Consider the following 25435-nt stretch of genomic DNA (forward strand, 5'->3'; position numbering starts at 1 on the left):
CGGTCGGTCGGTGCGACCGGTCGGGCCGGTCCAGCGGATCGTCAGGCCTGGTGGTCCAGACGGATCGCGAGCAGCGCGATGTCGTCGTCGAGCCGGTCCGGCAGGCACACCTCGAGCACCCGCTCCACCACCCGCTCCGGGTCGGCGTCGGACGGCAGCTCCTCCAGCGTGCGTTCGATGAGGTCGGTGCGGGCGTCGGCGTCCTCACCGACGATGTCGGTCAGACCGTCGGTGTAGAACACCAGCAGCGACCCGGCGGCGCACGGGACGGTGGCGCCGCCGCGGTGCGCCCCGGCGGCCCGCCCGAACTCCGGCACCGCGCCGAGCATCGGCGAGTGGTGCGCGTCGAGCCGGTGCAGCCGGCCCTGCGGGTCGCGCAGCAGCGGCGGCGGGTGCCCGGCGTTGGCGTAGGTCAGCTCGCGTCCGCCGTCGGGGCCCGCCGGCCCGAACCGGGCGTACACCGCGGTCGCCATCGCGGCGATGTCCAGGCCCTGCACCAGCTGGTCGCAGCGGTCGAGCACCGGCCCGGGCGCGTCACCGCCCCAGGCGTAGGAGCGCAGCACCCCGCGCAGCTGCCCCATCGCGGCCGCCGCGGACAGGTCGTGCCCCACCACGTCGCCCACCGCGGCGCCGACCGAGCCGTCCGGCATCGGCAGCACGTCGTACCAGTCCCCGCCCACCTGGTTGCCGTCCGCGCCGACCAGATAGCGGGCCGCGACCCGCATCCCCGGGACCTGCGGCAGCGCCGGGAGCAGACTGTGCTGCAGGGTCGCCGCCGCGGCCCGCTCCACCTCGTAGAGCCGGGCGTTGTCGACGGCCAGCCCGGCCCGCCCGGCCAGGTCCGAGGCGAGGTGCAGGTCGCGCTGGGTCCAGCGACGGCCGTAGGGGAACTGGGTGGACAGCGTCACCAGGCCGAGCACCCGGCCGCGGCCGAGCAGCGGGACGACCATCGCCGAGCGCAGCCGCAGCCGCTCGTAGGCGTCGGCGGCCTCCGGGTCGTCGGGGTAGACCTCGCGGCCGTCGTCGGGCAGCTCCTGCACCAGGTACGGCTTGCCGGTCCGCACCGCGGTCTCGGCCTGCTGCTCGATCCGCACGGCCCCCAGCGGACCGGACCGCGACAGCAACGCCTCGTCGTCGGCGTCGCGGGCGGCGACGGCCATCCGTTCGCGGGTCGCCCCGTCGGGGGTGTCGAGCAGGTCCACCGTGCACAGGTCGGCCAGCTCCGGCACCACGATCCGGGAGAAGCGGCGGCAGGCGTCGGCCACGTCGAGCGCCGTCGTCATCTGGGTGGTCGCCTCGGCCAGCAGCCGCAGCTGGGCCCGCGCGGCCTCGGCGTCGGCGAGCGCCGCCCGCCGCTCCTGCTCGACGACGACCCGCTCGGTGACGTCGCTCTGCACGCCGACGAAGTTGACCAGCTCGCCGTCGCCGTCGTGCACCGGCGAGATGGACACCTGGTTCCAGAACGCGGTGCCGTCGCGCCGGTAGTTGAGCAGGACCTCGGTGATCGCACGCCGTTCCCGCAGCGCCTCGCGCACCCGGCGGACCGCGGACCGGTCGGTGTTGGGGCCCTGCAGGAACCGGCAGTTGCGCCCGACGACCTCGTCGAGCGGGTACCCGGTCAGCCGTTCGAACGACGGGTTCACCCAGGCCAGCGGGTCGTCCTCACGCTGCGGGTCGGAGATGGTGAACGACATCTCGGTGGCGAGCACCGCACGGTCGCGCAGGAACCCCATCCGGTCGCGGTCCTCGCCCTGGCCGGCCTCGGAGTCCGACAGCGGCAGCAGCACGGCCAGCGCCCGGCCGGGCCCGGTGGTCGAGGCCTGCGCGAACGTGCCCTGGCCCTGGGCGCCCGGGTCGGCCAGCGCGAACCCGGTCACCCAGACCAGGGTGCTGGTCGCCGTGCCCCCGTCCGGGAGCGCGGAGCTCGCGTGGCGCGCACCGGCACCGTCGACCGGGACGCCGTCGCGGTCGGGCATCAGGCCCGGCCCGTGCAGCGCGACCGGCTCGCCCGACACCGCCTCGCCGGAGGCGATCCTGGCCAACGGGGACCCCTCGCCGGTGTACGGACGGCCGTCCAGGTCGGTCAGCCGCGCGGCCTCGCTCCACTCGCGGACCCCGATGGGCAGCCGCACCGGGCGGTCACCGGCCAGCTCCAGCGCGGTGGTGTTGGCGTAGACGATCCGGCGCTCGGAGATGTCGATCATCAGGACGGCCACCTGCGCCCCGCCGCGCACGTGCGGCATGGCCGGGGTGCTCGGCTGCTCCCCGAAGGACTCCACCGAGGTCGCGACCGCCTGGTCGACGGCCCGGTCCACCGCGTCACCGGGGGGACCGGCCGGGGCGTCGGGGCCGAGATCGGAGTACCGCGTCACCCGCGCGAGCCTAAGGGCAGGCGCCGTGCCGGGCCCGCCGAGCCCGGCCGGTATCGTCGGGCCCGGTCTCCTGTCGTGGGTGGACCGGACCCGGCGCGGGCCAGGACGGCCCCGCCGCGACCCGGTGCGTCGTGCGGCGCGAGAAGACACCTGCCCGTCGAGAGCACGGCGGCGCTCCGCAACGCTTCCGCGCCGCCCGGCGCCCGACACGGAGGTGATCACCCTGCCCGGATCCGCGCCGGCGCAACCGTCCCGGGGGGACGGGGACGCCGAGCTGGACGGCACCGACTCCGCCCACCTCGGTGTCGGCTTCTCCTCACCGCGCAGCGGCCTCACCGTGCTGACCGTGCGCGGCGAGGTCGACACCCTGACCGCACCGCGTCTCGAGACCGCACTCGACGAGCTGCTGGACCTCGCGCCCGACGGCGACGGCCGCGACCTCGCCGTGGACCTGGAGGGCGTCACGTTCCTCGCCTCCAGCGGCCTCGGCGTGCTCATCCACACCGCCCGGCGGGCCGCCCGGGACGGACGGCGGCTGTTCGTCGTCGCCACCAACCGGGCCGTGCTCCGGCCGCTCGAGGTCACCGGCTCCGCCCAGCTGTTCACCGTCCTGCCCGACCAGGAGGGCATTCCCGGCGCCTGAGCGGGCACCCGGTCCTGCACACCCCCGCCGGAGGCGACATGATCCGGCCCGACACCCCCGTCGTACGAAAGGACTCGTCAGCGTGGCCCAGGAGGACGTGGCAGGCACGGCGCACGGCGCCGGCACCGACAACACCGTCGAGATCAGGGTCGCGGCGCGGCCCGCGCTGATCCCCACGGTCCGTGCGGTGGCCTCCGACCTCGCCGCACGCGCGGACTTCGACCTGGACGCGGTCTCCGATCTGCGGATGGCCGTCGACGAGGCGTGCGCGACCCTGGTCGCGATGGCCGCCCCCGGTTCGCCGCTGCGGTGCACCTTCGCCGTCTCCGACGAGCGGATCGAGGTCGCCGCCCGGGTCGAGACCGGCACCGGCGCGCAGCTGCCCACCGACTCCTTCGGCTGGCGGGTCCTGCAGACCCTGGCCGACCACGTCGCCGTCGAGTCCGGTGAGGAGGACGGCGGGCGCCCGGCCCTCACCATCCGGCTGCACAAGCTCGCGGGTCACGGGCTGTGACGTGACGGCGGACCCCCAGTACGCCCACCTCACCCCGCTGCTCGAGCAGTACGCGGGTCTCGACGACGGCGACCCCCGCCGGGAGCGGCTGCGCGAGCAGCTCGTCACCGGCTACCTGCCCGTCGCCCAGCACATCGCCCGCCGGTTCAACCACCGCGGCGAACCCCTCGACGACCTCGTGCAGGTCGCGACGGTCGGGCTGATCAACGCCATCGACCGGTTCGACCCGGAGAAGGGCGGCGAGTTCTTCTCCTTCGCCGTGCCCACGATCTCCGGTGAGGTGCGCCGGCACTTCCGGGACCAGAGCTGGTCGATGCGGGTGCCGCGACGGCTCAAGGACATGCACGTGTCGATCAACGGCGCGGTGTCCGAACTGTCCCAGACCCTCGGCCGCGCGCCCCGGCCCTCGGAGCTCGCCGAGTACCTCGACCTGCCCGTCGCCGAGGTCCTGGAGGGGCTGGAGGCCGCCGAGGCCTACCGCAGCTCCTCGCTCGACGAGATGCTGTCGTCGGAGGACGGCAGCGCCACCGTGGGCGAGCTGGTCGGCGACGCCGACGCCGAGCTCGACCGGGTCGACTACCGCGAGTCGCTGCGCCCGCTGCTCGCCGAGCTCGCGCCCCGCGAGCGGACCATCGTGATGCTGCGGTTCTTCGGCAACCGCACCCAGACCCAGATCGCCCAGGAGGTCGGCATCTCCCAGATGCACGTCTCCCGGCTGCTCGCGCAGACCCTGTCGCGGCTGCGCAACCGGCTCGACCCGGAGGACCGCACCTTCTGACGCCCGGGCCGCGCGGCGGCCTCGTGCCCCGTCCGCGAGGATCGGGGCGGGACCGGCGCACCGTCCGGGCCCGGAGCGGGGAGGTAGGAGATGAGCGTGCCGGAACACGTGCTGGTGGTCGGCGCAGGTCTGGCCGGGCTGCGCACCGTGGAGAACCTGCGCCGGGACGGTTACGAGGGCCGGATCAGCCTGGTGGGGGCCGAGGAGCACCTCCCCTACGACCGCCCGCCGCTGTCCAAGCAGTTCCTGGCCGGTGAGTGGGACCGCATCAAGGTCGACCTCTGCACCGCCGAGGACCTCGACGAGCTCGGCGTCCGCACCCACCTCGGCCGCTCCGCGGTCGCCCTGCGGCCCGCCGAGGACCCGGCCGACGGCTCCGAGGTCGAGCTCGACGACGGCACCGTGCTGCACGCCGACGCCGTCGTCCTCGCCGTGGGGGTCACCTCCCGGGTGCTCGACGACCAGCCCGGCTCCGCGCACCTGCTGCGCGCCGTCGACGAGTCCGAGCAGCTGCGCGACGCGCTGGCCGCGGCGTCGTCGCTGCTCGTGGTGGGGGCCGGGTTCATCGGGGCCGAGGTCGCGAGCACCGCCCGGGACCGGGGCGTCGCGGTCACCGTGGTCGAGAGCGGCGCCGTGCCGATGGCGCGGCTGCTCGGCGAGGAGGCCGGCGCGGTGGTGGCCCGGCTGATGACCGAGGCCGGTGTCGACCTCCGCACCGGGGTCTCGGTGTCGGAGCTGACGGACGCGGGAGCCACGCTGTCCGACGGGTCGACGGTGACGGCCGACGAGATCGTCGTCGGCGTCGGCGGGATGCTCGACCTGGGCTGGCTGGAGGCCACCGGCGTCGACGTCGCCGACGGCATCCCCTGCGACCACCGCGGCCGCGTCGACGGGCTGACCGGGGTGTGGGCGGCGGGCGACGCCGCCGCCTGGACCGACCCGGACACCGCCGAGCGCACCCGGCTCGAGCACTGGACCTCGGCGAGCGACCAGGCCGCCGCGGTCGCCGCGGACATCACCGGCACGACCCCGCCGCCCGCCGCGGTGCCGTTCTTCTGGTCCGACCAGTTCGGCATGAAGATCCAGCTCGTCGGGCGGCCGGACCGCGCGGACTCGCTGCTGCCGCTGCACGGCGGGGGTCTCGACGACGGCCCGGTGAAGGGCACGGTGCTCGGCTACCTGCGCGGCGACGACCTCGTCGCCGTCGCCGGGTTCGGCGCGGCCCGGCTCGTCGCCCGCTACCGCCGCCCGCTGGCCGAGGGCGCCGACCGCGCCGCGACGCTGGAGCTGCGCGACTCGCTGTCCTGACACACGAACGCCCGGCCGGTGCGCACACCGGCCGGGCGTGACGTGCAGGCGGTCTAGCGGAAGATCGAGCGGACGATCGCCAGCCCGACCAGCGCGCCGACCGCGATCAGCGAGTACTTGACCTTCGGGTCGGCGAGCCGCTCCGCGAGCTGCTCCTTGCCGCCCTCGATGAGGTTCTTCGGGTTCGCCCGGTCCGCCAGGGCGTCCAGACTCTCGGCCAGCGCGTCCCGGGTCTTCTCGATCTCGCGCTGGATGTTCTCGGGGTCGCGGGCCACCACGTCCACCTCCGGTTCGGCCGGTACGCGTCCGCGCCCGGGAGTCCTGCTGCTCGCGCCCGACGCTGCCCGGACACCGACGTCCGGGCAGCGCGAGCGGCGTGGCACACACCGTAGCCACCGCACGGACCGGTCCGCGCGCCCGGCCACCGGCGCGCCGCCGATCGGGTCGGCCCGACGGTCGTCCGCGCCGCCTCCGTCCACAACCGGCGGGTACGTCCACAGGCACCGCACTCGGGTCCGCGGCCCGCCCGGCGGGTGGCACGCTGATCGTCATGAGCACACGGCTGCAGGCGGGCGACACCGCCCCCGACTTCACCCTCGACGACGCCGACGGCACGGCCGTCTCCCTGGCGGACTACCGCGGCCGCAAGGTCGTCGTCTACTTCTACCCGGCGGCGAGCACCCCGGGCTGCACGAAGGAGGCCTGCGACTTCCGCGACAACCTCGCCGAGCTGAACGGCGCGGGCATCGACGTGCTGGGCATCTCCCCGGACGAGCCCGCCAAGCTCGCGACGTTCCGCGACGACGAGGAGCTGACCTTCCCGCTGCTGTCCGACCCGGACCGCGGGGTCCTCACCGCCTGGGGCGCCTTCGGCGAGAAGAAGCTCTACGGCAAGACGGTCACCGGCGTCATCCGGTCCACCTTCCTGGTCGGCGAGGACGGCACGATCGTCGACGCGCAGTACAACGTGAAGGCGACCGGGCACGTGGCGAAGCTGCGCCGGGACTGGAAGGTCTGATGCCCGTCCGGCCGGCGGGCGCGGGGTGAGCGGACGTGCCCCGCGCCCGCCGGTGGACCGACGAGGAGCTGGTCGCGGCGGTGGCGGCGGCGCGGACCCTGGCCGAGGTGTGCCGGGCCCTCGGGCTGCGCCCGGGTCGCTACGACCGGCTGCGTGCCCACATCGCACGGGTGGGCGCCGACGCGAGCCACCTGCCGGGCCCGGTGGAGGGCCGTCGACGCCACCACTGGACCGACGACGACCTGGCCGACGCGGTCCGCAGCTCGGTCTCCCTCGCCGAGGTGATGCGCAGACTCGGCTACCGCCCCAGTGGTGGCATGCACCGGTTCCTGCGGTCCCACATCCGCACCCTCGGGCTGGACACCTCGCACTTCACCGGCCGGGCCTGGGCCCGGGGTCGGACGTTCCCCGGGCGGCGGCCCGTCCGGCCGCTCTCGGAGATCCTGGTGCGGGACTCGGACCACCGTGGCAGCGCGGGGCTGCGGCGCAGGCTGATCGCCGAGGGGCTCAGGGCCGCGCGGTGCGAGCAGTGCGGCCTGACCGAGTGGCGGGGCAGCCCCGCACCGCTCGAGCTCGACCACATCAACGGAGACCACACGGACAACCGGCTGGAGCACCTTCGTATCCTGTGTTCCAACTGCCACTCGCTCACCGAGACGTGGTGCGGCCGAAAGAACCAGCCGGCGTACTCCAACTGGCAGAGAGACACGGCTTAGAACCGTGACAGTGCGGGTTCGAATCCCGCCGCCGGCACGCGTCGCGTCGCCCGCCTCACCCGGCGGGCGGCGCGGTCCCGGCCGGCTCCGCGCCCCCGGGCGCGACGCCGTCGGCCTCGTCCGGCAGCGGCCGCCGGGCGGCGAGCAGCACCCCGCCGAGCCCGAGCACCGCGCAGATACCGGAGACCAGCAGCAGGGCCGGCGGTACGTGCCCGGTCACGGCGTCGCCGAGCGCGACGACGGCGATGGTGCTCGGCGCCGACCCGATCACGGTGCCGACCAGGTAGGGCCAGAACCGCACCTGGGACAGCCCGGACAGGTAGTTGAGCACCGCGAACGGCACCATCGGGATCAGCCGCAGCGAGGTCACCGCGAGCACGCCGTGGTGGTCGAGCCTGCGGCGCACCCACACCGCGCGCGGGTGGCCGGCGTAGCGGGCGACGAGCCGCCCGCCGGTGGCCCGGACGAGCGCGAACGCCACGACCGCGGACAGCGCGGTCGCGAACAGGGTCAGCGCCGCACCGCCGACGGCGCCGAACAGCACGCCGGCGGACACGGTGAACACCGTCCGGGGGAAGGGCGGGACGTTCAGCGCGACCTGGAGCAGCACGAACACGACCGGGCCCCAGATCCCGGCGGCCTCCACGGCGCGGCGCAGCTCACCGAACCGGGGGACGGCGGACAGCCCCAGGGACCGGGCCACGAGTACGACGAGTGCGGCCGCGAGCACCAGCCCGAGGCAGCCCAGCAGAAACCGCCACCACCGCACGGAGATCACGGTACCGAGACCCGCGCCGGTGCCGTCGGCCGCGGTCGCCGCACGTGACCGGGCTCCCCCGTGTGCGCCGCCGACCGCGGCCGACCGGCGTGGCCGGACACCTCCGGGCGCTGCGCCGGGCCCGGTCGGCGCGCGTGCCGCCGGGGTCGGCCGTGGGACGCTGCCGACCATGAGCGACTCGGGTATCGACCCCGCCGAACTGGACGCCGACGGGCTGGCCGTGCGCCGCGAGGTCCTCGGCTCGGACCACGTCGACGCGGCGCTGGGCCGCGTCGACGGCACGACCGCCGACTTCCAGAAGCTGATCACCCGCTACGCGTGGAACGAGATCTGGACCCGCCCCGGGCTGGAGCGCCGGATGCGCTCGGCGGTGACCCTGACCGCGCTCGTCGCGCACGGGCACTGGGAGGAGTTCGAGCTGCACGTGCGGGCGGCCCGGCGCAACGGCCTGACCCCCGACGAGATCGTCGAGATCATCCTCCAGACCGCGATCTACTGCGGGGTCCCGGCGGCGAACTCGGCCTTCCGGATCGCACAGCGCGTCCTGGCCGAGCCCGCCCCCGAGTAGCCCTCAGCCGTCGACGAGCAGCGCCTGCAGGTGCGGGACGAGCGCGCGCAGCGCGGTTCCCCGGTGCGAGGCCGCGTCCTTCTCCTCGGCGCTGAGCTCCGCCGAGGAACGGCCGTCGCCCTCCGGGGCGAAGATCGGGTCGTAGCCGAAGCCGTTCTCCCCCCGCGGGGCGCGCAGCAGGGTGCCGCGCCACGTCCCGTGCACCACGGTGCGCCCGGGCACGGAGGCCTCCGCGTCGGGGCCGCCGGGGCCGTCGGTGCTGTCCGGGCCACCGGAGACGGGGACGGCGGCGGCCGCCTCGGGCGTCACGAGCGCGGCGGCGCACACGAACGCGGCGCCGCGGCGCTCGTCGGGGACGTCGGCGGTCTGTCCGAGCAGCAGCTCGAGGTTGGCCCCGTCGTCGCCGTGCCGGCCGGACCAACGGGCGGAGAAGATGCCCGGCATGCCGTTCAGGGCGTCGACGGTGATGCCGGAGTCGTCGGCGATCGCGGGCAGCCCGGTCGCCGCGGCCGCGTCGCGGGCCTTGGCGAGCGCGTTCGCGGCGAAGGTCGCACCGGTCTCGGGCGCCTCCGGGAACTCGGGGACGTCCGCGAGCCCGACGATCTCCACCCCGGAGAGCCCGGCGGCCTCGGTGATCCGGCGCAGCTCGACGAGCTTCTCGGCGTTGCGGGTGGCGAGCAGGATCCTCACGCCTCGTCCTCCTCCCCCGCGTCGTCGGCGGCGGACGCGGCGGCCAGCTTCGGGTGCGGTGCGGCGAGCACCTCGACCTGCAGGCGGGCCAGCTCGGCGATCCCGGCGAGCGCGGAGTCCAGCATGGCGTCGAGGGTCGAGCGGGAGAACGTGGCGCCCTCGCCGGTGCCCTGGACCTCGATGAGGGTGCCGGTCTCGGTGGCGACGACGTTCGTGTCGACCTCGGCCCGTGAGTCCTCGGAGTACGGCAGGTCGAGCCGGACGCGGCCGTCGACGACGCCGACCGACACCGCTGCGACCTGGCAGGAGATCGGCTTGGGGTCGGAGAGCTTGCCCTGCTCGCCGAGCCAGGTGACGGCGTCGCACAGGGCCACGTAGGCGCCGGTGATGGCCGCGGTGCGGGTGCCGCCGTCGGCCTGCAGGACGTCGCAGTCGATCGCGATCGTGTTCTCGCCGAGCGCGCGCAGGTCGATGCAGGCGCGCAGGGACCGGCCGATCAGCCGGGAGATCTCGTGGGTGCGGCCGCCGATCCTCCCCTTCACCGACTCCCGCGACGAGCGGGTGTCGGTGGCCGAGGGCAGCATCGCGTACTCGGCGGTGACCCAGCCGAGGCCGGATCCCTTCCGCCAGCGCGGTACCCCGTCGGTGACGCTGGCGGCGCACAGCACCTTCGTGTCACCGAACTCCACCAGCACCGATCCCGCGGGGTGCTTCTGGAAGCCCCGGGTGATGGTCACCGGCCGCATCTCGTCGTCGGTCCGGCCGTCGGCCCTGCCCTCTGTTCGTGTCACCCGGCCATCGTAGGAAGCCGGCTCAGACCTCGAACACCGCGTCGGGCCGGGCGAGCTCGACGGTCCCGCCGAAGGCCGCCTTGGCCTCGGCGCCGAGGGACTCGCGGTCGAACCAGGCCGGGACGTGCGTGACGACCAGGCGCCGGGCCCCGGCGGCGGCGGCGGCGTGCTCGCCCGCCTCCCGACCGGACAGGTGCACCCCGGGCGGCCCGGCCTCGGCGTGCGGCCAGCTGGCCTCGCAGAGCAGCAGGTCGGCGTCGCGCGCGGCCTCGACGAGCCCGGGGCAGGCGGCGGTGTCCCCGGAGTAGGTCAGGACCCGGCCGCGGTGCTCGAGGCGCAGGGCGTAGGCGGGGCAGACGTGCACGACCTCGTGCGCGGTGACGGTGACGGCGTCCTCGCCGGTGCCGACGGTGAACGGCTCGCCCACCACGAGGTCGTGGAAGGAGAAGACGTCGGTGAGGTCGGTGCGGGCGTAGTCGGCCTCGGTGACGGCGTCGGCGCGGGCGAAGCGGGTGTGCGCACCGGCCGGGGCGTGCACGGCCAGCTTGCGTGCGGTCGCGTCGAACGGGGGCCGGGGGTGGTAGCGGCGGTGCACGACCAGCGAGGGGAAGTCCGAGCAGTGGTCGGGGTGCAGATGGCTGAACACGGTGGCGTCGAGGGAGAACGGGTCGGCGTGCCGTTGCAGGGCGCCGAGGGTGCCGTTGCCGAGGTCGAGCGAGAGGCGGGTCGCCCCGGCCTCGACGAGGTAGCCCGATGCCGGGGACTCGGGTCCGGGGCCGCTGCCGGAGCACCCGAGAACGATCAGCCGCATGCGCGACCCTAACCCGTTCGTGAGGTACGCCGCAGCCACCAGAGACCGACGAACGGCAGCACCAGCGGGACGAAGCCGTAGCCGGCGCCGAAGTGCGACCAGACCGTCCCGCGGGGGAAGTCGGCGGGGACGAAGGTGGTGAACGCGCCGACGGCGAGCACGCCGACGAGCTCGAACACCACGGCGGACCGGGCCAGGCGGCGGAAGCCGGGGCCGGTGCCCGCCAGACCGACGGTGGCCAGGATGTAGACGAAGCCGGCGAGCGCGGACAGCGAGTACGCGAGCGGTGCCTCGCCGAAGCGTTCGGCGATCTGCACGCCGGCCCGCGCCGAGGCCGAGAGCGCGAAGACGCCGTAGACGGCGATGAGGATGCGGCCGGGGCCGGTGGCGGTGGCGCGGGGCTCAGGCACCGGGCACCCCCGGGATCCACAGGCCCTGCAGGCGCAGCACGGCGACGAGCGTCCCGATCGCGCCGACGGCGATCACGGCGCCGCCCCAGCGGCTCGGCTCGGCGGTGGCGAACTGCAGCGCGATCACCGGGACGCAGACCGCGACGGCGAGGTAGATGAGGAAGGTCGACTGTTCGGGCAGGGTGACCCCGCCGAGCAGGACCCGGTACGCCGCGATCGCCGCCTGCACGACGATGAGCGCCACACAGATCCCGACCGCGACGGAGTGCACCCGGCTCGGGGGCCGGTTCAGCGCCGTCGTGACCAGGCCGAACAGCGCGGTGGCCGAGAGCGCCACGGTGATCACCAGGACGAGCGTTCCGATCACGGCCGGAACGCTACCCCGCGCCCCCCGGCCCGCTGCCGGAGGACCCGCACCGGCGGGCGGACCGTCATGCGGACGGGAGCGCGGCGCCCGCGCGGCCCACGACCGAGCCGATCTCGGGGCCCAGGAAGCGGCGGCCGAGCCTGGCGAAGGGCTCCGGGTCGCCGGTGGCGAGGAAGCGGTGCGGCGCGGGCGGGGTCGTGTCGTCGCGCAGCAGGTCGTGCGCGTGCAGGGTCCGGACCAGGGTGCGGGCGGTCTCGTCGGCCGAGGACACCAGCGTCACGTCCGGGCCGAGGACGATCTCCAGTACCCCGGACAGCAGCGGATAGTGGGTGCAGCCGAGGACGACGGTGTCGACGCCGGCACGCTGCAGCGGCTCCAGGTACCCCTGGGCGACGCCGAGCACCTGCCGTCCGCTGGTGGTGCCGCGCTCCACGAAGTCGACGAAACGGGGGCAGGCCACCGAGGTGATCTCGGTGTCGCGGGCGGCGTCGAAGGCGTCGGTGTAGGCACCCGACGCGATGGTCGCGGCGGTGCCGATGACGCCGATCCGGCCGTTGCGGGTGGCGGCGACGGCACGGCGCACGGCCGGGCGGACGACCTCGACGACCGGCACCGGGTAGCGCTCGCGGAAGTCGGCGAGACAGGCCGCCGAGGCCGAGTTGCAGGCGATGACCAGCGCCTTGACACGTGAGTCGACGAGTTCGTCGCCGATGGCGAGCGCGAGGCGCCGGATGTCGGCGAGCGGGCGTGGGCCGTAGGGGCTGTGCGCGGTGTCGCCGACGTAGACGATCTGTTCGGCGGGCAGCAGGTCGATGACCGAGCGGGCGACGGTGAGCCCGCCGACGCCCGAGTCGAAGATCCCGATCGGTGCGTCGATACCGGGTGCGTCGCTCACACCCGCGAGGGTAGGCGGTCCGCCCTGGCGACCCAGTAGGCGGCGGCGACTCCGCCGATCGCGCCGAACAGGTGGCCCTGCCAGGACACCATCGGGTCCGACGGCAGGACGCCCCAGAGGATCGAGCCGTAGAGCAGGAACAGCAGGACCGCGAGCAGGATCTGCCTGCCGTTGCGGGCGTAGAAGCCGCGGGTGAGCAGGAACAGGAACCAGCCGAACACGATGCCGGAGGCGCCGAGGACGGGGGCGGGCGAGGTCAGCCACACCCCGAGCCCGCTGACCAGCCAGATCGTGGCGGTGACGGCGACCCACTGGACGGGGCCGCCGGACATCGCGAGGAAGCCGAAGATCAGGAACGGGAGGCTGTTCGCGGCGAGATGGGCGTAGTCGCCGTGCAGCAGCGGCGCGGTGAGGATCCCGGACAGCCCGTCGACGTCGCGCGGGTAGATCATCGCGGCGGAGTCGACCATCCCGCCCGATGCCTGGTCGACCGCCTCGATCGCGTAGAGCGCAACGGTGAACACCAGCATGATCACCGCGGCGCGAACCGGCGCGGGCGGCAGCACACGGGCGGGGCGGCCGTCCGGGAGTGCGGTCATGTCACCCACGGTACCGGCACGGCCGCCCACTATGCCCGTTGTGCCCGGTTCAGGCCCAGAGGTGACCGTCGATGCCCTGCGCAGCGGTGCCCAGGTCGCCGGAGTAGGCACCGGTGGACAGGTACTTCCAGCCGCCGTCGCAGACGATCATGACGACGTCGGCGCGCTGCCCGGCGTCGAGCGCCTTGTTCGCGACGCCGAGTGCGGCGTGCAGGATCGCGCCGGAGGAGATCCCGGCGAAGATGCCCTCCTGCTCGACGAGCTGGCGGGTGCGGCGCAGCGCGTCGTAGGAGCCGACCGAGAACCGGCCGGTCAGCACGGTCTCGTCGTAGAGCTCCGGGACGAAGCCCTCCGACAGGTTCCGCAGGCCGTAGACGAGCTCGCCGTAGCGGGGCTCGGCCGCGACGACCTGCACGTCGGGCTTGTGCTCGCGCAGGTAGCGCCCCGCGCCGACGAGGGTGCCGGTGGTGCCGAGCCCGGCGACGAAGTGGGTGATCGACGGCAGGTCGCGCAGGATCTCCGGGCCGGTGCCGCGGTAGTGCGCGTCGGTGTTGGCCGGGTTGCCGTACTGGTAGAGCATCACCCAGTCCGGGTGCTCGGTGGCGAGCTGCTTGGCGACGGCGACGGCCTGGTTCGACCCGCCCGCCGCCGGCGAGGAGATGATCTGCGCGCCGTACATGGCGAGCAGCTGCCGGCGTTCGGCGGAGGTGTTCTCCGGCATCACGCAGATGATCTCGTAGCCCTTGAGCTTCGCTGCCATCGCGAGCGAGATCCCGGTGTTGCCCGAGGTGGGCTCCAGGATCGTGCAGCCGGGCGTGAGCAGCCCCTGCTTCTCGGCGTCCTCGATCATCGCCAGCGCGGGCCGGTCCTTGATCGAGCCGGTCGGGTTGCGGTCCTCCAGCTTCGCCCACAGCCGCACGTCCTCCGACGGCGACAGGGACGGCAGCCCGACCAGCGGGGTGTCGCCGACGGCGTGCAGCAACGAGTCGTAACGCACGGGTTCTCCTCACACGACGGCACCGGGCGGGGACGCCGCCCGGTGCCGGGGTCCGGTGGGGCTCAGCGACCGCCGGCCACGGCCGGGAGGATCGTGAACGTGGAGGACTCCGTGACCGGGGCCTCCAGGCCGCCGGCGAAACGGATGTCCTCGTCGTCGACGTAGATGTTGACGAAGCGGTGCAGCTTGCCGTCGGTGATCAGACGGTCCTTGATGCCGCTGTGCCGCGACTCCAGGTCGTCGATGACCGCCGAGACGGTGTCGCCCTTCGCCTCGACGGTCTTCTCGCCGTCGGTGTGCGTGCGAAGGATGGTGGGGATGGAGACGGAGACGGCCATCTCGGTGATCACTCCTGGTGGGTCGCTCTGGCGTGGATTCTGCACGCGGCAACGCGGCCGGAGTACGGCGACATTCCCGCGCGACCTCCGGCGCGGGTGCGCGAGAGGGTCGATCAGGCCCGGTCGGGCACGTCGTCGGAGCCGGTGTGGGAGAACATGTAGGACTCCACGACCGCCAGCTCGTCCTCCACGACCTCGCCGTCGGCGAGGTGGTAGGAGCGCACCTCGGGCTCGGCGTCGGCGGTGGCGAGGCCCACGATCAGCCAGTGCTGGTCGGGGGTCCACTCCATCTGGGCGACGTCCTTGGGCGACGGGTAGGCCTCGGGCAGGCCGGTGTGCGCCACCGGCCGCCGCGGCAGCCGCGTGTGGGAGTGGACGACGAGCATGCGGCGCTCACCGGCCGCGTCCAGCTCGCGCTCCAGGCGGATGTCCTCGGCCGGGGAGAAGGCGAAGTCGCTCGCCACCTCGTCGGCGTTGGTCATCGGCACGTAGCGCTCGGGGTGCTCACCGGTCTCGGGACCGACGAGCTGCCCGCACGACTCGACCGGGAAGTCCCGGCGGGCATGCGCGACGATCGCATCGACGAGGTCGGACCGGAGGACGAGCACGACCAGAGGATACGCGGACCCGTCCGCGGGACCGCACACCCGCCGGGCCGGAACCGGCCGTGCACCCACTCGACACCACGATCTGTGATCCCGGCCACGGCCTCCCGCGCAGGGGTACGTCCATACTGCCCTGCGTGCCCTCCTCCGGTCGCCGTGTCGGATTCGTCCTCGCCGCCGTGCTCGTCGTCGTCCTGGCGGTGGGGGTCACCGTCGAGGCGGTGACGCTGTCGGGCCGCCCCGCCGCGGGCGCGCCCGGCTCCGGCACGGTGCGGCTCATCGCGCTCAACGACCTGCACGGCAACCTGGAGCCGCCCGCGGGTTCCTCGGGCCGGGTGAGCGACGACGCCGGCGCGCAGGTCGAGGCCGGTGGCGCCGCGTTCCTGGCCGCGCACGTCGCGGCGCTGCGGGCGCAGGTCCCGGCGAGCGTGGTGCTGTCCACCGGCGACAACGTCGGCGCGTCCCCGCTGGCGTCGGCGCTGTTCCGCGACGAGCCGACCGTCGAGGTGCTGGAGCGGATCGGCGTCGCCGCGTCCGCCGCGGGCAACCACGAGTTCGACGAGGGCATCACCGAGCTGCGCCGGCTGCAGCGCGGCGGCTGCCACCCGGCCGACGGCTGCCGCTTCACCCCGTCCTACGACGGTGCGTCGTTCCCGGTCCTGTCCGCGAACGTGACCGAGGGCAGGCAGCCCGCGCTCGCCGCGTCGACGGTGGTGGAGGCGGGCGGCGCCCGGATCGGCGTGATCGGCGCCACCCTGTCCGAGCTGCCCGACCTGGTCTCCCCCGACGGCATCCGCGGCCTGGAGGTCGGCGACGAGGTCGCCGCGGTCGACGCGGCGTCGCGCGAGCTCACCGCGCGGGGGGTGCGGGCGCAGGTGCTGCTGCTGCACCAGGGCGACGAGGCGACCGGCGACGGCGGCCCGGACGCCTGCGCGATCGAGCCCGGCGGGCCGGGGTCGCGGATCGCGGCGGCGGTGTCCGCCGACGTCGACGCGGTGTTCTCCGCGCACACCCACCAGCAGTACACGTGCTCGGCGACCGACCCGGCCGGGAACCCGCGACCGTTCGTGCAGGGCCTGTCGTTCGGCAGGCTGCTGTCGGTGGTCGACCTCGCCCTGACCGGCGACGGCGACGTGGACCGCGGCGCGACGACGGCCCGCAACGAGGTCGTCACCCGCGACGTCACGCCCGACCCGGCCGTCGCCGACGTCGTCGACCGTGCGGTCGCGCAGTCGCGGCCGCTGGCCGAGCGTCCGGTCGGGACGGTGGCCGGTCCGCTGCTGCGCGCGGCCGCGCCGACCGGGCTGTCCCCGCTCGGCACGGTCATCGCCGACGCCCAGCTCGACGCCTCCCGCGGCGACGGTGCCCAGCTCGCCCTCACCAACCCCGGCGGGGTGCGCGCGGACCTGGTGCCCGGCGCGGGCGGGCGGGTCACCTACGGTCAGGCCTACACCGTGCAGCCGTTCGGCAACATCCTGCAGACCATGACGCTCACCGGCGCCCAGCTGCGCGCGGTGCTCGACCAGCAGTTCACCGTCGACGACGGCCCGACGGTCCTGCAGAGCTCGTCGAACCTGCGCTACACGGTGGTGGCCGGGAACCGGGTCGGTGACATCTCGATCGGCGGCGTCCCCGTCACCGACGACGGACGCTACCGGGTCGCGACGAACAACTTCCTGTCCGCGGGCGGCGACGGCTTCGACACCTTCACCGCCGGGACCGAGCTGGTCGGCGGCCCGGTGGACCTCGACGCGTTCGTCGCCTACCTGGGCGCGAACCCGGGTCTGGCCGCGCCGTCCACCGACCGGATCGTGCGCCGTTGAGGGGTGGCCCGGCGGGTCAGAGCCCGCGGACGCGGACCCGGACCAGGGAGTCCTGCACGTAGGTCAGCCAGTGGTAGACGCCGAGGTGCTGGGCCCGCGGGTCGTCGTCGGGCAGCTGCTCGGGCATGTCCTCGTTCACGTCGAGGGCGGTGCCGAGCGCGAGCCGCACGTCGTTCAGGGCGGTCAGCCAGGCGTCGACCTGGGCCTCGGTGAGCTCGAGCCGCCCGCCCGCCTCGGGCAGGGTGTCCAGCACGGTCGCCGCGGCGGTGTCCTTGGCCTCGATCAGCGACGGCTCGTGCAGCGAACGCATCCCCCCGGCGAGGTCGGAGTCCTCGGTGGTGAAGTCCGGCAGCAGCCGGGCCAGCACCCGGTCGGTCGGCCGCGACGTCGGACCGGTGCGGATGCCGGTGAGCTCGGCGAGCTCGTCGGTGGACGCGAGCTCGGCACGACCGGCGAGCATCTGGCGGATCTCGACGAACAGCCCCCGCAGGACGACGGCCTCCTCGCCGGAGAACCCGGAGGTGTAGCGGACGCGGTCGCCCCGGCCGCTGCGCTTCCAACCGTTCACGCTCAGGCCCGCTGCATGGTGGCCCACAGGCCGGCCGCGTGGAGCTGGGCGACGTGTCCCTCCACGGTGTCCTTGTCCCCCGCCGACACCGCGGCGCGTCCCTTGTGGTGCACGTCGAGCATCAACGCGGTGGCCTTCGACTCGGGGTAGTGGAACACCTTCTGCAGCACGTAGGTCACGTACGACATGAGGTTGACCGGGTCGTTCCAGACGATGGCCTGCCACGGCGTGTCGGGGCCGGCGGACTCGTCCAGGTCGGGCGTGACCTGCTCGGTGGGCGCCGGGGACGGCGCTGGGGACGGCGCGGACATGCGCCCCATGGTGGCACAGCCGGGACAGCGGTCACGGCCCGACCGCACGCCCGCGGCGGTGCCCTCCGGCCCGGCCGCACGGCCCGCGGACGGCACCGGCCACAACGGCACCGACCACGGCGGCGCGGGCGGCCGTAGGCTCCCGGCCATGACCGGCCCGGCCCTGCTGACCGACCGCTACGAGCTGACGATGGTGGCGGCGGCCCTCGCCGACGGCACCGCGGAACGCCACTGCGTCTTCGAGCTGTTCGCGCGCCGCCTGCCCGACGGGCGCCGCTACGGCGTCGTCGCCGGGACGGGGCGGCTGCTGGACGCGATCGAGCGCTTCCGGTTCTCCGACGCCGACCTGGAGTTCCTGGCCCCCGTCGTCGACGCGGCGACCCTGGATCGGCTGCGCGACCACCGCTTCTCCGGCGACGTCGACGGCTACCCGGAGGGCGAGCTCTACTTCCCCGGCTCCCCCGTCCTGACCGTGACCGGCTCCTTCGTCGACGCGGTGATCCTGGAGACCGTGGCCCTGTCGATCTACAACCACGACAGCGCGATCGCCTCGGCGGCGGCGCGGATGGTGACCGCGGCGGCCGGGCGGCCGCTGATCGAGATGGGCTCGCGGCGCACGCACGAGGAGGCCGCGGTGGCCGCCGCACGGGCGGCGTACCTGGCGGGCTTCGCGACGACGTCGAACCTCGCCGCGGGCGCGCGGCACGGCATCCCGACCGCGGGCACCGCCGCGCACGCCTGGGTCCTGCTGCACGACGACGAGCCCACCGCCTTCGCCAGCCAGGTCGCGGCGCTGGGGACCGGGACCACGCTGCTGGTCGACACCTACGACATCCGCCGCGGCATCTCCCACGCCGTCGCGGCCGCCGGGCCCGGGCTGGGTGCGGTCCGCATCGACTCCGGGGACCTCGGCGAGCTGGCCCGCCAGGCCCGCGAGCAGCTCGACGCGCTCGGTGCCACCGGGACCCGGATCGTGCTGTCCGGCGACCTCGACGAGTACGCGATCGCCTCGCTGCGCGCCGAGCCGGTCGACTCCTACGGCGTCGGGACCTCGGTGGTCACCGGGTCGGGCTCGCCGACGGCCGGGATGGTCTACAAGCTCGTCGAGGTCGACGGGCGGCCGGTGTCCAAGCGGTCGAGCGCGAAGGAGTCCCGCGGCGGGCGCAAGGCGGCGCTGCGCCGGTTCAAGCCGACCGGGACCGCGGTAGAGGAGGTCGTGTACCCCTACGGCACCGACCCGGTCCTCGGCCCGCACGACCGGGCGCTGCCGGTGCCGCTGGTGCGGGACGGGAAGGTCGTCGCCGACGACGCCGTCACCGGGCTGGAGGCCGCCCGGGAGCGGCTGCGGACGGCGCTGGTCGCCGTACCGTGGGAGGGTCTGAAGCTGTCCCGCGGCGAGCCTGCGATCCCGACCACCTTCGTCACCGGGAGCTGAGCCATGGCACGAGCGTTGATCGTCGTCGACGTCCAGAACGACTTCTGCGAGGGCGGCGCCCTCGCGGTGGCCGGTGGGGCCGCCGTGGCCGCCGGGATCGGGCCGCTCGCGAACGGCGGCCGCGACGGGCAGGTCTACGACCACGTCGTCGCCACCCGGGACGTGCACGTGGACCCGGGGCCGCACTTCTCCGACACACCGGACTTCGTCGACTCCTGGCCGCCGCACTGCCGCGCGGGGACGCCGGGCGCGTCGTTCCACCCGGCGCTGGACGTCGCGCCGATCGAGTGCGTCTTCGACAAGGGCGCCTACACCAGCGCCTACTCCGGGTTCGAGGGCGCGAGCGCGAACGAGTCGGGCACACCGCTGGGCGACTGGCTGACCGAGCGCGGGGTGACCGAGGTCGACGTCGTCGGACTGGCGACCGACCACTGCGTCCGGGCGACCGCCCTCGACGCGTCCCGGCTCGGGCTGGCGACGACGGTGCTGCTGCACCACTGCGCCGGGGTGGCCCGGGAGACGACGGAGCGGGCGCTGGCCGCGCTGGCCGAGGCCGGCGTGGAGCTCCGCACCGCCTGAGCCGGGAACGCGTTCCGGACCTGCGTCGACCCGGTCGTCGCCGGCGCGGCGGACCCGGGTGGCGGGGACCGGAAGAAGGTCGGCGGCTCGGTGACCCCGGAGAACGTCAGCCCGATGCCCGTGCCGCCGAGACCGTCATCGCGGTCCAGGAGACCGTGCGGAACTCGGGCTCGTCGTCGTCTCCGCCGAGCGTGATGCGCCCGAACCGGGCCCCGGCAACACGTGCTCGAGCAAGATACTCGATCAATATATCTGTGCACGCCAGAGTGGGTCCGAAGCGGCCGTCGAGCCCCGACCGGCCGCCCGGAACCCGGCGACACCGGAGTCGTCACCGTGCCCCCAGCGGTTCCGACGCCCACCCGCGGCGACCGGCGCACGCCCCGGGCCTGCACGAACACCACCGCTGCGGCCCCTTGACACCGACCCGGGGGACGCGTTCCCATCGTGGTGCGTATTGAGCGACTCGTTCCTTGTTACGCAACAGTTGCCGGTATTTCTCGTGTGTTTCCGCGGCCCCGACCGCCGCCGTCGTCATCGCGTCGCATCCCGCTGCAGGAGGTGATCCGCTGTGCCGCACCGTTCCCACCGTGACCGCACGCCGGTCGCCTCCGGCGCCCGGCCGTCGCGCGGGCCCCCGGCCCCACGGCGCCGGCCTCCGTCACGCACCGACGCCGTCGCACCGGTCCCGAGCTCGGCCCGGGAGGGCGTCACCCGTCGACGCGCCCGATCTCGACCCGACCCGCCGGCCGCCCCGTCCCGACCGTCGCCACGAGGAGTACCGCCATGACGACCGGCGAGTTGTCGAACCCCGCCACCGGGGGGCAGAGCCTCCCGGACAGCCTGCGAGAGACCCTCGCCGGCCGCTACTACACCGACCCCGCGATCTTCCGGGCCGAGCAGGACACCATCTTCCACACGACGTGGTTCTGCGCGGTGCTGGCCGCGGACCTGGACAAGCCCGGCGCGTTCGAGACCGTCCGGATCGGACGGGAGAGCGTGATCGTCACGCGGGCCGGGGACGACTCCGTGCGGGCCTACCTCAACGTCTGCCGGCACCGCGGCGCGCGGCTGTGCGCGGAGGAGAAGGGCGAGGTCAAGCGCTCCTTCCGGTGTCCGTACCACGCCTGGACCTACGGGCTGGACGGCAAGCTCGTCGCGGCGCCGAACCTGAGCTCGATGCCCGACGTCGACAAGGTCGGGTACGGCCTGCACACCGTGCACGTCCGCGAGTGGCTGGGCTACGTCTGGCTGAGCCTGGCCGAGGAGCCGCCCTCGTTCACCGACTCGGTGATCGGCGACGTCACCACGCGGCTCGGCTCACCGGACGCGATCGTCGGCTACGACGTCGAGAACCTGAAGCTCGGCCGGCGCATCTCCTACGACGTGAAGGCGAACTGGAAGCAGATCGTCGAGAACTTCATGGAGTGCTACCACTGCGCGACGATCCACCCCGAGCTCACCGAGGTGCTGCCGGAGTTCGCCGACGGCCTCGCCGCCCAGTACTTCGTCGGGCACGGCGCGGAGTTCGGAGCGGAGATCCAGGGCTTCACCGTCGACGGGTCCGAGGGACTCGCCCGCATCCCGGGCGTCGCCCAGGACCAGGACCGCCGCTACTACGCCATCACCGTGCGGCCGTCGGTGTTCATCAACCTGGTCCCCGACCACGTGGTGTTCCACCGCATGTTCCCGCTGACCGCCGAGCGCACCCTGGTCGTCTGCGACTGGCTGTACCTGCCCGAGGTCGTCGACTCCGGCGCCGACATCGACCACTCGGTGGAGCTGTTCCACCGGGTCAACGTCCAGGACTTCGACGCCTGCGAGCGCTGCCAGCTCGCGATGGACTCGCGCTCCTACGAGAAGGGCGGCGTGCTCGTGCCCAGCGAGCACCATATCGGCGAGTTCCACGACTGGGTGCGCGACCGGGTGGGCTGATCCCCGCCTCGGTCGGGCGCGCTTCGCGGAGGCCGCGACACGGCATGGACGGTGCATTGATACATCAGTCTCAGGCAAAAGGTGTGGGCATATCCGGCGACTGTTACGCACGTCGGTCGCGTTAACATGCGACCGTGACCGCATCACCCGACGACGCCGAGCCGGAGTACACGTCCCTCGCCGACAAGGCGTACACGGTGATCCGGGATCGGCTGATCATGCTCGACATCCCGCCGATGACGGCCATCGACGACGTCGCCCTCGCGAAGTCCCTGGAGGTCGGTCGCACCCCCGTCCGGGAGGCCCTCAAGCGGCTCGAGATCGACCGGCTGGTCGTCTCCTACCCGCGCCGCGGGACGTTCGCGACCGGTGTCGACATCACCGACCTCGCCTACATCTCCGAGATCCGCGTGCAGCTGGAGCCGCTCGCCGCGCGGCGCGCCGCCGAGTACGCAGGCCCCACCACGCGGGCCGACCTGGCCGAGCTGGCCGAGGCGATCGACCGGATCGACGTGCGCACGCTCGACCGCGACGAGCTGATGCGCTGGGACCTGCACGTGCACCGGACGATCTACTCCGCGGCGGCGAACCCGCACCTCGAGGACACCCTGATCCGCTACGACAATCTGGCGACCAGGATCTTCTGCCTGTTCCTGGACCGGATGACCCACTTCGACCGGCACGTCGGCGAGCACTCGGGCCTGCTGCGGGCGATCGCGGGCCAGCAGGCCGACGAGGCGGCCGACCGGGCCCGCGCGCACGTCAGCGGGTTCGAGAAGGCGGTCCGCGAGGTCGTCTGAGCCCGGCTCGGACGTGGGCGCGCGCCGAGCGGACGGTGTGCGCCGGCAGCAGGGCCGTGGTCACCGGTCGCGGGCGCGCGCGGTCCCGCCGAGCAGGACGTGGTCGGGCCGGTCGTCGCGCCGCCCCGGGGGCGGGGACGCGGGCGGCCAGGTCCCGAGGAACCGGTCGAGGGTGTCGGAACGCGCGGGGGTCCCTTCCGTGCGGCGGCGCGACGGGCGGGGTGGCGCGTCGGCCCGGGGCCCGGCCGGGCGGGCCGGGCCCCGTGGTCGTGCGGGTCAGCGCCGGATGCGGCTCATCTCCGGGTCGAACAGCGGCTCGGCGGCGACCGAGGCACGGATCCGGCGGTCGAAGTACCGGATCTCGACCCCTGCCCCGACCGGCAGGCCGGCGGGCAGCCAGGCGTAGGCGATCGGGGTGCCCAGGGTGTAGGCGTACGCCGCGGAGGTGACGTGGCCGGCCGGCTCCCCGTCGACGAGCACGGCCTCGTGACCGAGGACGACGCTGCGGCCGTCGTCGATCGTGAGGCAGGTCAGCCTGCGGGTGACGGCGTCCGGGTCGATCTTCTCGAGGGCCTCGCGGCCCACGAAGTCGCCCTTGGTGTGCGGGCGGACGGCGAAGCCCAGCCCGGCCTCGTAGGGGTTGTGCTCGGTGGAGACGTCGGCACCCCAGGAGCGGTAGCCCTTCTCCAGCCGCAGGCTGTCGAACGCCGCGCGCCCGGCCGCGACGACGCCGAGCGGGCGCCCGGCCGCGTAAAGCACGTCCCACAGCTTCCGGCCGTACTCGGCGCTGGTGTAGATCTCCCAGCCGAGCTCGCCGACGTAGGACAGCCGCATCGCGGTCACCGGGATGCCGGCGATGTGCGCGGACATCGCGCGGAAGTACTTCAGCCCCTCGTGGGAGAAGTCGTCGCGCGACAGCGGCTGCACCAGGTCGCGGGCCAGCGGGCCCCAGACGCCGATGCAGCAGGTACCGCCGGTGATGTCGCGCAGCACCACCGAGTGGTCGCGCGGCAGCGCGCGGCGCAGGTGGTCGAGGTCGAGGTGGGAGTTCGCGCCGACCTGGAACAGCTGCTCGCCCAGCCGGGCGACGGTGAGGTCGCTGCGGACGCCGCCGGCCTCGTCGAGCATCAGGGTGTAGGTGACCGCGCCGACGGACTTGTCCATCCTGCCGGTGGTCAGGCCCTCCAGGAACGCACACGCGCCGGGCCCGGACACCTCCAGCCGCCGGAGCGGGGTCATGTCGTACATCGCGACCGCGGTGCGGGTCCTCCACGCCTCGACCGCGACGACCGGCGAGTGGAACTTCGCCGACCAGGCGTCGCGGGACGGGGCACGCCACCGCGCCGGCAGGTCCTCGGCCAGGACGGCGTTGGCCTCGTACCAGTGCGGGCGCTCCCAGGCGTGCGACTCCAGGAAGAACGCCCCCAGCTCGCGCTGGCGGTCGTGGAACGGGCTGGTCCGCAGGTCGCGCGGGGAGACCCTGGGCTGCAGCGGGTGCACCACGTCGTAGATCTCGACGAAGTTCCGCTGCGCGGTCTCGTCGACGTGGGCGTCGGTGGTCTCGACCTCGTCGAAGCGGTGCACGTCGCAGCCGTGCAGGTCGAGCTCGCTGCGGCCGTCCACGAGCAGCTGCGCGACCGCTCGGGCGACGCCCGAGGAGTGGGTGACCCACACGGCCTCGGCGATCCAGAACCCGGCGACCTCGGCCGACTCGCCGATCAGCGGCCCGCCGTCGGGGGTGAAGGAGAAGACCCCGTTGAAGCCGTGCTCGACCTTCGAGGTCTGCAGCCCCGGCAGCAGCCGGCGGCTCTCCTCCCACTGCGGGGCGAAGTCCTCGGAGGTGAAGGGCAGCATCGAGGGCTGGGTCCGCTCCCCCACCCCTCCGTCGCCGACCTCGGGCAGCTCGGACAGCGACACCGGCATCGGGCGGTGGGCGTAGGAGCCGATGCCGATGCAGTCGTCGTGCTCGCGGTAGTAGAGGTCCGCGTCCTGGTGGCGCAGGATCGGCAGCCGCGCCTCGACGGGGTCACCGTGCGGAGCCCCGGCGGAGCGCGCATCGGCGCTGTTGCGCCCGACGAGCTGCTCGACGCGGGTGGTGCGGACGTACTGGTGGGCCAGCGGCAGCAGCGGCACCCGCATGCCGACGAGCGTGCCCAGCTCACGGCCCCAGAACCCGGCGCAGGACACGACGACGTCGGCGGGGACGGTCTCGCCGTCGGCGGTCTCGACGCCGGTGACCCGGCCGCCGGACTGCGCGATGCCGGTGACGCGCACCGAGCCGCGGAAGACCGCGCCGCGGGACTCCGCGCGCCGGGCCAGCGCGACGACGGCGCGGGCGGCCCCGGCCAGGCCGTCGGTCGGGGTGTGCAGGCCGCCGAGGACCTGGCCGGCGTCGAGCAGCGGGTGCAGGCGGGCGCACCCGGCGGCGTCGACGACCGACGCCGGGACCCCGCGGGAGACCGCCCAGCCCTGCTTGCGGTGCAGGTCGGCGAGCCGCTCCGGGGTGGTCGCGACCTCCAGGCCGCCGACCTGGTCGAAGCACCGGCCGCCGGCCGTGCCGTCGTCGAGGCCCGCCAGCTTCTCGACGGTGTAGGTCGCGAACGCGGTCATGGTCCTCGATCCGGTGGTCTGGAAGACCAGGCCGGGGGCGTGCGAGGTGGAACCGCCGGTCAGCGGCAGCGGCCCCTGGTCCAGGACGGTGACGTCGGTCCAGCCGCGGACGGTGAGCTCGTCGGCCAGGTTCGCCCCGACGATCCCGGCTCCGATGATGACGACGCGGGGGGGCATGG

Annotated in this window: 28 protein-coding genes and 1 tRNA gene; 12 read left to right on the forward strand and 17 right to left on the reverse strand. The window is 74.3% G+C overall.

Annotation, left to right across the window (positions count from 1 at the left end; translation table 11 throughout):
• Positions 1-41: 41 nt before the first annotated feature.
• The gene (locus tag WHI96_RS16735; RefSeq protein ID WP_345645803.1) at positions 42-2372 is read right to left on the reverse strand and encodes a SpoIIE family protein phosphatase; all 2331 of its coding nucleotides are present in this window, start codon (positions 2370-2372) and stop codon (positions 42-44) included.
• 214 nt (positions 2373-2586) lie between these two features.
• On the opposite strand from WHI96_RS16735, the gene WHI96_RS16740 reads away from it, so the two are divergent.
• From WHI96_RS16740 to WHI96_RS16755, 4 genes are all read left to right on the forward strand, one after another.
• Positions 2587-3015: an STAS domain-containing protein gene (locus tag WHI96_RS16740; RefSeq protein ID WP_226355518.1), complete on the forward strand. Its 429-nt coding sequence runs from the start codon at positions 2587-2589 to the stop codon at positions 3013-3015.
• Between the two features lie 82 nt (positions 3016-3097).
• Positions 3098-3529, forward strand: coding sequence for an ATP-binding protein (locus WHI96_RS16745; RefSeq protein WP_226366845.1), 432 nt, complete (start codon positions 3098-3100; stop codon positions 3527-3529).
• A 1-nt stretch (position 3530) separates the two neighbouring features.
• The gene (locus WHI96_RS16750; protein WP_345645810.1) at positions 3531-4307 is read left to right on the forward strand and encodes a SigB/SigF/SigG family RNA polymerase sigma factor; all 777 of its coding nucleotides are present in this window, start codon (positions 3531-3533) and stop codon (positions 4305-4307) included.
• Positions 4308-4397: 90 nt separating this feature from the next.
• Complete coding sequence (locus tag WHI96_RS16755) at positions 4398-5615, forward strand: NAD(P)/FAD-dependent oxidoreductase (RefSeq protein WP_345645813.1); 1218 nt, start codon at positions 4398-4400, stop codon at positions 5613-5615.
• A 53-nt stretch (positions 5616-5668) separates the two neighbouring features.
• Here WHI96_RS16755 and WHI96_RS16760 read toward each other — a convergent pair whose 3' ends face one another.
• Positions 5669-5890, reverse strand: coding sequence for a DUF3618 domain-containing protein (locus WHI96_RS16760; RefSeq protein WP_062404273.1), 222 nt, complete (start codon positions 5888-5890; stop codon positions 5669-5671).
• Between the two features lie 275 nt (positions 5891-6165).
• On the opposite strand from WHI96_RS16760, the gene bcp reads away from it, so the two are divergent.
• Together bcp and WHI96_RS16770 are read left to right on the forward strand one after the other, a co-directional pair.
• Positions 6166-6633, forward strand: a complete 468-nt coding sequence (gene bcp, locus WHI96_RS16765; RefSeq protein WP_345645817.1) for a thioredoxin-dependent thiol peroxidase — start codon at positions 6166-6168, stop codon at positions 6631-6633.
• A gap of 679 nt (positions 6634-7312) precedes the next feature.
• Positions 7313-7386, forward strand: a tRNA-Leu gene (locus tag WHI96_RS16770).
• A gap of 18 nt (positions 7387-7404) precedes the next feature.
• Here the strand turns inward: WHI96_RS16770 and WHI96_RS16775 are convergent.
• Positions 7405-8118 carry a TVP38/TMEM64 family protein gene (locus tag WHI96_RS16775; protein ID WP_226355513.1) on the reverse strand — a complete coding sequence of 238 codons (714 nt, stop codon included), beginning with the start codon at positions 8116-8118 and terminating at the stop codon, positions 7405-7407.
• Positions 8119-8296: 178 nt separating this feature from the next.
• On the opposite strand from WHI96_RS16775, the gene WHI96_RS16780 reads away from it, so the two are divergent.
• Entirely contained in the window at positions 8297-8695 is a 399-nt protein-coding gene (locus WHI96_RS16780; RefSeq protein ID WP_345645822.1) for a carboxymuconolactone decarboxylase family protein, read from the forward strand.
• Positions 8696-8698: 3 nt separating this feature from the next.
• Here WHI96_RS16780 and WHI96_RS16785 read toward each other — a convergent pair whose 3' ends face one another.
• The 10 genes from WHI96_RS16785 to WHI96_RS16830 all read right to left on the reverse strand — a co-directional run bounded on the left by WHI96_RS16785 (position 8699) and on the right by WHI96_RS16830 (position 15201).
• Positions 8699-9385, reverse strand: a complete 687-nt coding sequence (locus WHI96_RS16785) for a non-canonical purine NTP pyrophosphatase (protein ID WP_345645827.1) — start codon at positions 9383-9385, stop codon at positions 8699-8701.
• The gene (gene rph / locus WHI96_RS16790) at positions 9382-10131 is read right to left on the reverse strand and encodes a ribonuclease PH (protein WP_425571605.1); all 750 of its coding nucleotides are present in this window, start codon (positions 10129-10131) and stop codon (positions 9382-9384) included. Before rph ends, WHI96_RS16785 begins: the two co-directional genes overlap by 4 nt.
• 67 nt (positions 10132-10198) lie before the next feature.
• Positions 10199-10987 carry an MBL fold metallo-hydrolase gene (locus WHI96_RS16795; RefSeq protein WP_345645833.1) on the reverse strand — a complete coding sequence of 263 codons (789 nt, stop codon included), beginning with the start codon at positions 10985-10987 and terminating at the stop codon, positions 10199-10201.
• Positions 10988-10995: 8 nt separating this feature from the next.
• Positions 10996-11397 carry a hypothetical protein gene (locus tag WHI96_RS16800; RefSeq protein ID WP_345645836.1) on the reverse strand — a complete coding sequence of 134 codons (402 nt, stop codon included), beginning with the start codon at positions 11395-11397 and terminating at the stop codon, positions 10996-10998.
• Positions 11390-11764 (reverse strand): hypothetical protein, encoded by a 375-nt coding sequence (locus WHI96_RS16805; protein WP_345645839.1) that lies wholly within the window; start codon positions 11762-11764, stop codon positions 11390-11392. The genes WHI96_RS16800 and WHI96_RS16805 overlap by 8 nt, the downstream gene beginning before the upstream one ends.
• A 64-nt stretch (positions 11765-11828) precedes the next feature.
• Positions 11829-12659 carry a glutamate racemase gene (gene murI, locus WHI96_RS16810; RefSeq protein WP_345645841.1) on the reverse strand — a complete coding sequence of 277 codons (831 nt, stop codon included), beginning with the start codon at positions 12657-12659 and terminating at the stop codon, positions 11829-11831.
• Positions 12656-13258 (reverse strand): rhomboid family intramembrane serine protease, encoded by a 603-nt coding sequence (locus WHI96_RS16815; protein ID WP_345645844.1) that lies wholly within the window; start codon positions 13256-13258, stop codon positions 12656-12658. The genes murI and WHI96_RS16815 overlap by 4 nt, the downstream gene beginning before the upstream one ends.
• A 49-nt stretch (positions 13259-13307) precedes the next feature.
• The gene (locus tag WHI96_RS16820; protein WP_345645847.1) at positions 13308-14255 is read right to left on the reverse strand and encodes a PLP-dependent cysteine synthase family protein; all 948 of its coding nucleotides are present in this window, start codon (positions 14253-14255) and stop codon (positions 13308-13310) included.
• Positions 14256-14317: 62 nt separating this feature from the next.
• The gene (locus WHI96_RS16825) at positions 14318-14593 is read right to left on the reverse strand and encodes a MoaD/ThiS family protein (protein WP_062404265.1); all 276 of its coding nucleotides are present in this window, start codon (positions 14591-14593) and stop codon (positions 14318-14320) included.
• Positions 14594-14706: 113 nt separating this feature from the next.
• Complete coding sequence (locus WHI96_RS16830; RefSeq protein ID WP_149665789.1) at positions 14707-15201, reverse strand: M67 family metallopeptidase; 495 nt, start codon at positions 15199-15201, stop codon at positions 14707-14709.
• Between the two features lie 134 nt (positions 15202-15335).
• Here WHI96_RS16830 and WHI96_RS16835 point away from each other — a divergent pair, with 134 nt between their 5' ends.
• Entirely contained in the window at positions 15336-17021 is a 1686-nt protein-coding gene (locus WHI96_RS16835) for a bifunctional metallophosphatase/5'-nucleotidase (RefSeq protein ID WP_345645857.1), read from the forward strand.
• 16 nt (positions 17022-17037) lie between these two features.
• Here the strand turns inward: WHI96_RS16835 and WHI96_RS16840 are convergent, their stop codons facing one another.
• Entirely contained in the window at positions 17038-17589 is a 552-nt protein-coding gene (locus tag WHI96_RS16840; protein WP_345645860.1) for a DUF2017 domain-containing protein, read from the reverse strand.
• A gap of 2 nt (positions 17590-17591) precedes the next feature.
• A complete protein-coding gene (gene clpS / locus WHI96_RS16845) occupies positions 17592-17900 on the reverse strand; it encodes an ATP-dependent Clp protease adapter ClpS (RefSeq protein ID WP_345645862.1) in 309 nt (102 codons plus the stop codon).
• 148 nt (positions 17901-18048) lie between these two features.
• Here clpS and WHI96_RS16850 point away from each other — a divergent pair, with 148 nt between their 5' ends.
• Both WHI96_RS16850 and WHI96_RS16855 read left to right on the forward strand, forming a co-directional pair.
• Positions 18049-19335, forward strand: coding sequence for a nicotinate phosphoribosyltransferase (locus WHI96_RS16850; RefSeq protein ID WP_345645865.1), 1287 nt, complete (start codon positions 18049-18051; stop codon positions 19333-19335).
• A 3-nt stretch (positions 19336-19338) separates the two neighbouring features.
• Positions 19339-19914: an isochorismatase family protein gene (locus WHI96_RS16855; protein WP_345645867.1), complete on the forward strand. Its 576-nt coding sequence runs from the start codon at positions 19339-19341 to the stop codon at positions 19912-19914.
• A gap of 106 nt (positions 19915-20020) precedes the next feature.
• Here the strand turns inward: WHI96_RS16855 and WHI96_RS16860 are convergent, their stop codons facing one another.
• Positions 20021-20161 (reverse strand): BCCT family transporter, encoded by a 141-nt coding sequence (locus WHI96_RS16860; protein ID WP_349302404.1) that lies wholly within the window; start codon positions 20159-20161, stop codon positions 20021-20023.
• A gap of 536 nt (positions 20162-20697) precedes the next feature.
• On the opposite strand from WHI96_RS16860, the gene WHI96_RS16865 reads away from it, so the two are divergent.
• A complete protein-coding gene (locus tag WHI96_RS16865) occupies positions 20698-21846 on the forward strand; it encodes an aromatic ring-hydroxylating oxygenase subunit alpha (protein WP_345645870.1) in 1149 nt (382 codons plus the stop codon).
• 134 nt (positions 21847-21980) lie between these two features.
• A complete protein-coding gene (locus WHI96_RS16870; protein WP_345645871.1) occupies positions 21981-22646 on the forward strand; it encodes a GntR family transcriptional regulator in 666 nt (221 codons plus the stop codon).
• 276 nt (positions 22647-22922) lie between these two features.
• On the opposite strand, the gene WHI96_RS16875 is transcribed toward WHI96_RS16870, so the two are convergent.
• Positions 22923-25433 carry a GcvT family protein gene (locus tag WHI96_RS16875; RefSeq protein ID WP_345645874.1) on the reverse strand — a complete coding sequence of 837 codons (2511 nt, stop codon included), beginning with the start codon at positions 25431-25433 and terminating at the stop codon, positions 22923-22925.
• Positions 25434-25435 lie beyond the last annotated feature (2 nt).

The organism is Pseudonocardia tropica, assembly GCF_040105315.1.
Classification (GTDB): Bacteria; Actinomycetota; Actinomycetes; order Mycobacteriales; family Pseudonocardiaceae; genus Pseudonocardia; species Pseudonocardia alni.

Coding starts and splice junctions, on each gene's coding strand:
- WHI96_RS16755 (WP_345645813.1), top strand. CDS start 4,398: ATGAGCGTGCCGGAACACGTGCTGGTGGTCGGCGCAGGTCTGGCCGGG.
- bcp (WP_345645817.1), top strand. CDS start 6,166: ATGAGCACACGGCTGCAGGCGGGCGACACCGCCCCCGACTTCACCCTC.
- WHI96_RS16780 (WP_345645822.1), top strand. CDS start 8,297: ATGAGCGACTCGGGTATCGACCCCGCCGAACTGGACGCCGACGGGCTG.
- rph (WP_425571605.1), bottom strand. CDS start 10,131: ATGCGGCCGGTGACCATCACCCGGGGCTTCCAGAAGCACCCCGCGGGA.
- WHI96_RS16795 (WP_345645833.1), bottom strand. CDS start 10,987: ATGCGGCTGATCGTTCTCGGGTGCTCCGGCAGCGGCCCCGGACCCGAG.
- WHI96_RS16815 (WP_345645844.1), bottom strand. CDS start 13,258: ATGACCGCACTCCCGGACGGCCGCCCCGCCCGTGTGCTGCCGCCCGCG.
- WHI96_RS16825 (WP_062404265.1), bottom strand. CDS start 14,593: ATGGCCGTCTCCGTCTCCATCCCCACCATCCTTCGCACGCACACCGAC.
- clpS (WP_345645862.1), bottom strand. CDS start 17,900: ATGTCCGCGCCGTCCCCAGCGCCGTCCCCGGCGCCCACCGAGCAGGTC.
- WHI96_RS16850 (WP_345645865.1), top strand. CDS start 18,049: ATGACCGGCCCGGCCCTGCTGACCGACCGCTACGAGCTGACGATGGTG.
- WHI96_RS16855 (WP_345645867.1), top strand. CDS start 19,339: ATGGCACGAGCGTTGATCGTCGTCGACGTCCAGAACGACTTCTGCGAG.
- WHI96_RS16865 (WP_345645870.1), top strand. CDS start 20,698: ATGACGACCGGCGAGTTGTCGAACCCCGCCACCGGGGGGCAGAGCCTC.
- WHI96_RS16875 (WP_345645874.1), bottom strand. CDS start 25,433: ATGCCCCCCCGCGTCGTCATCATCGGAGCCGGGATCGTCGGGGCGAAC.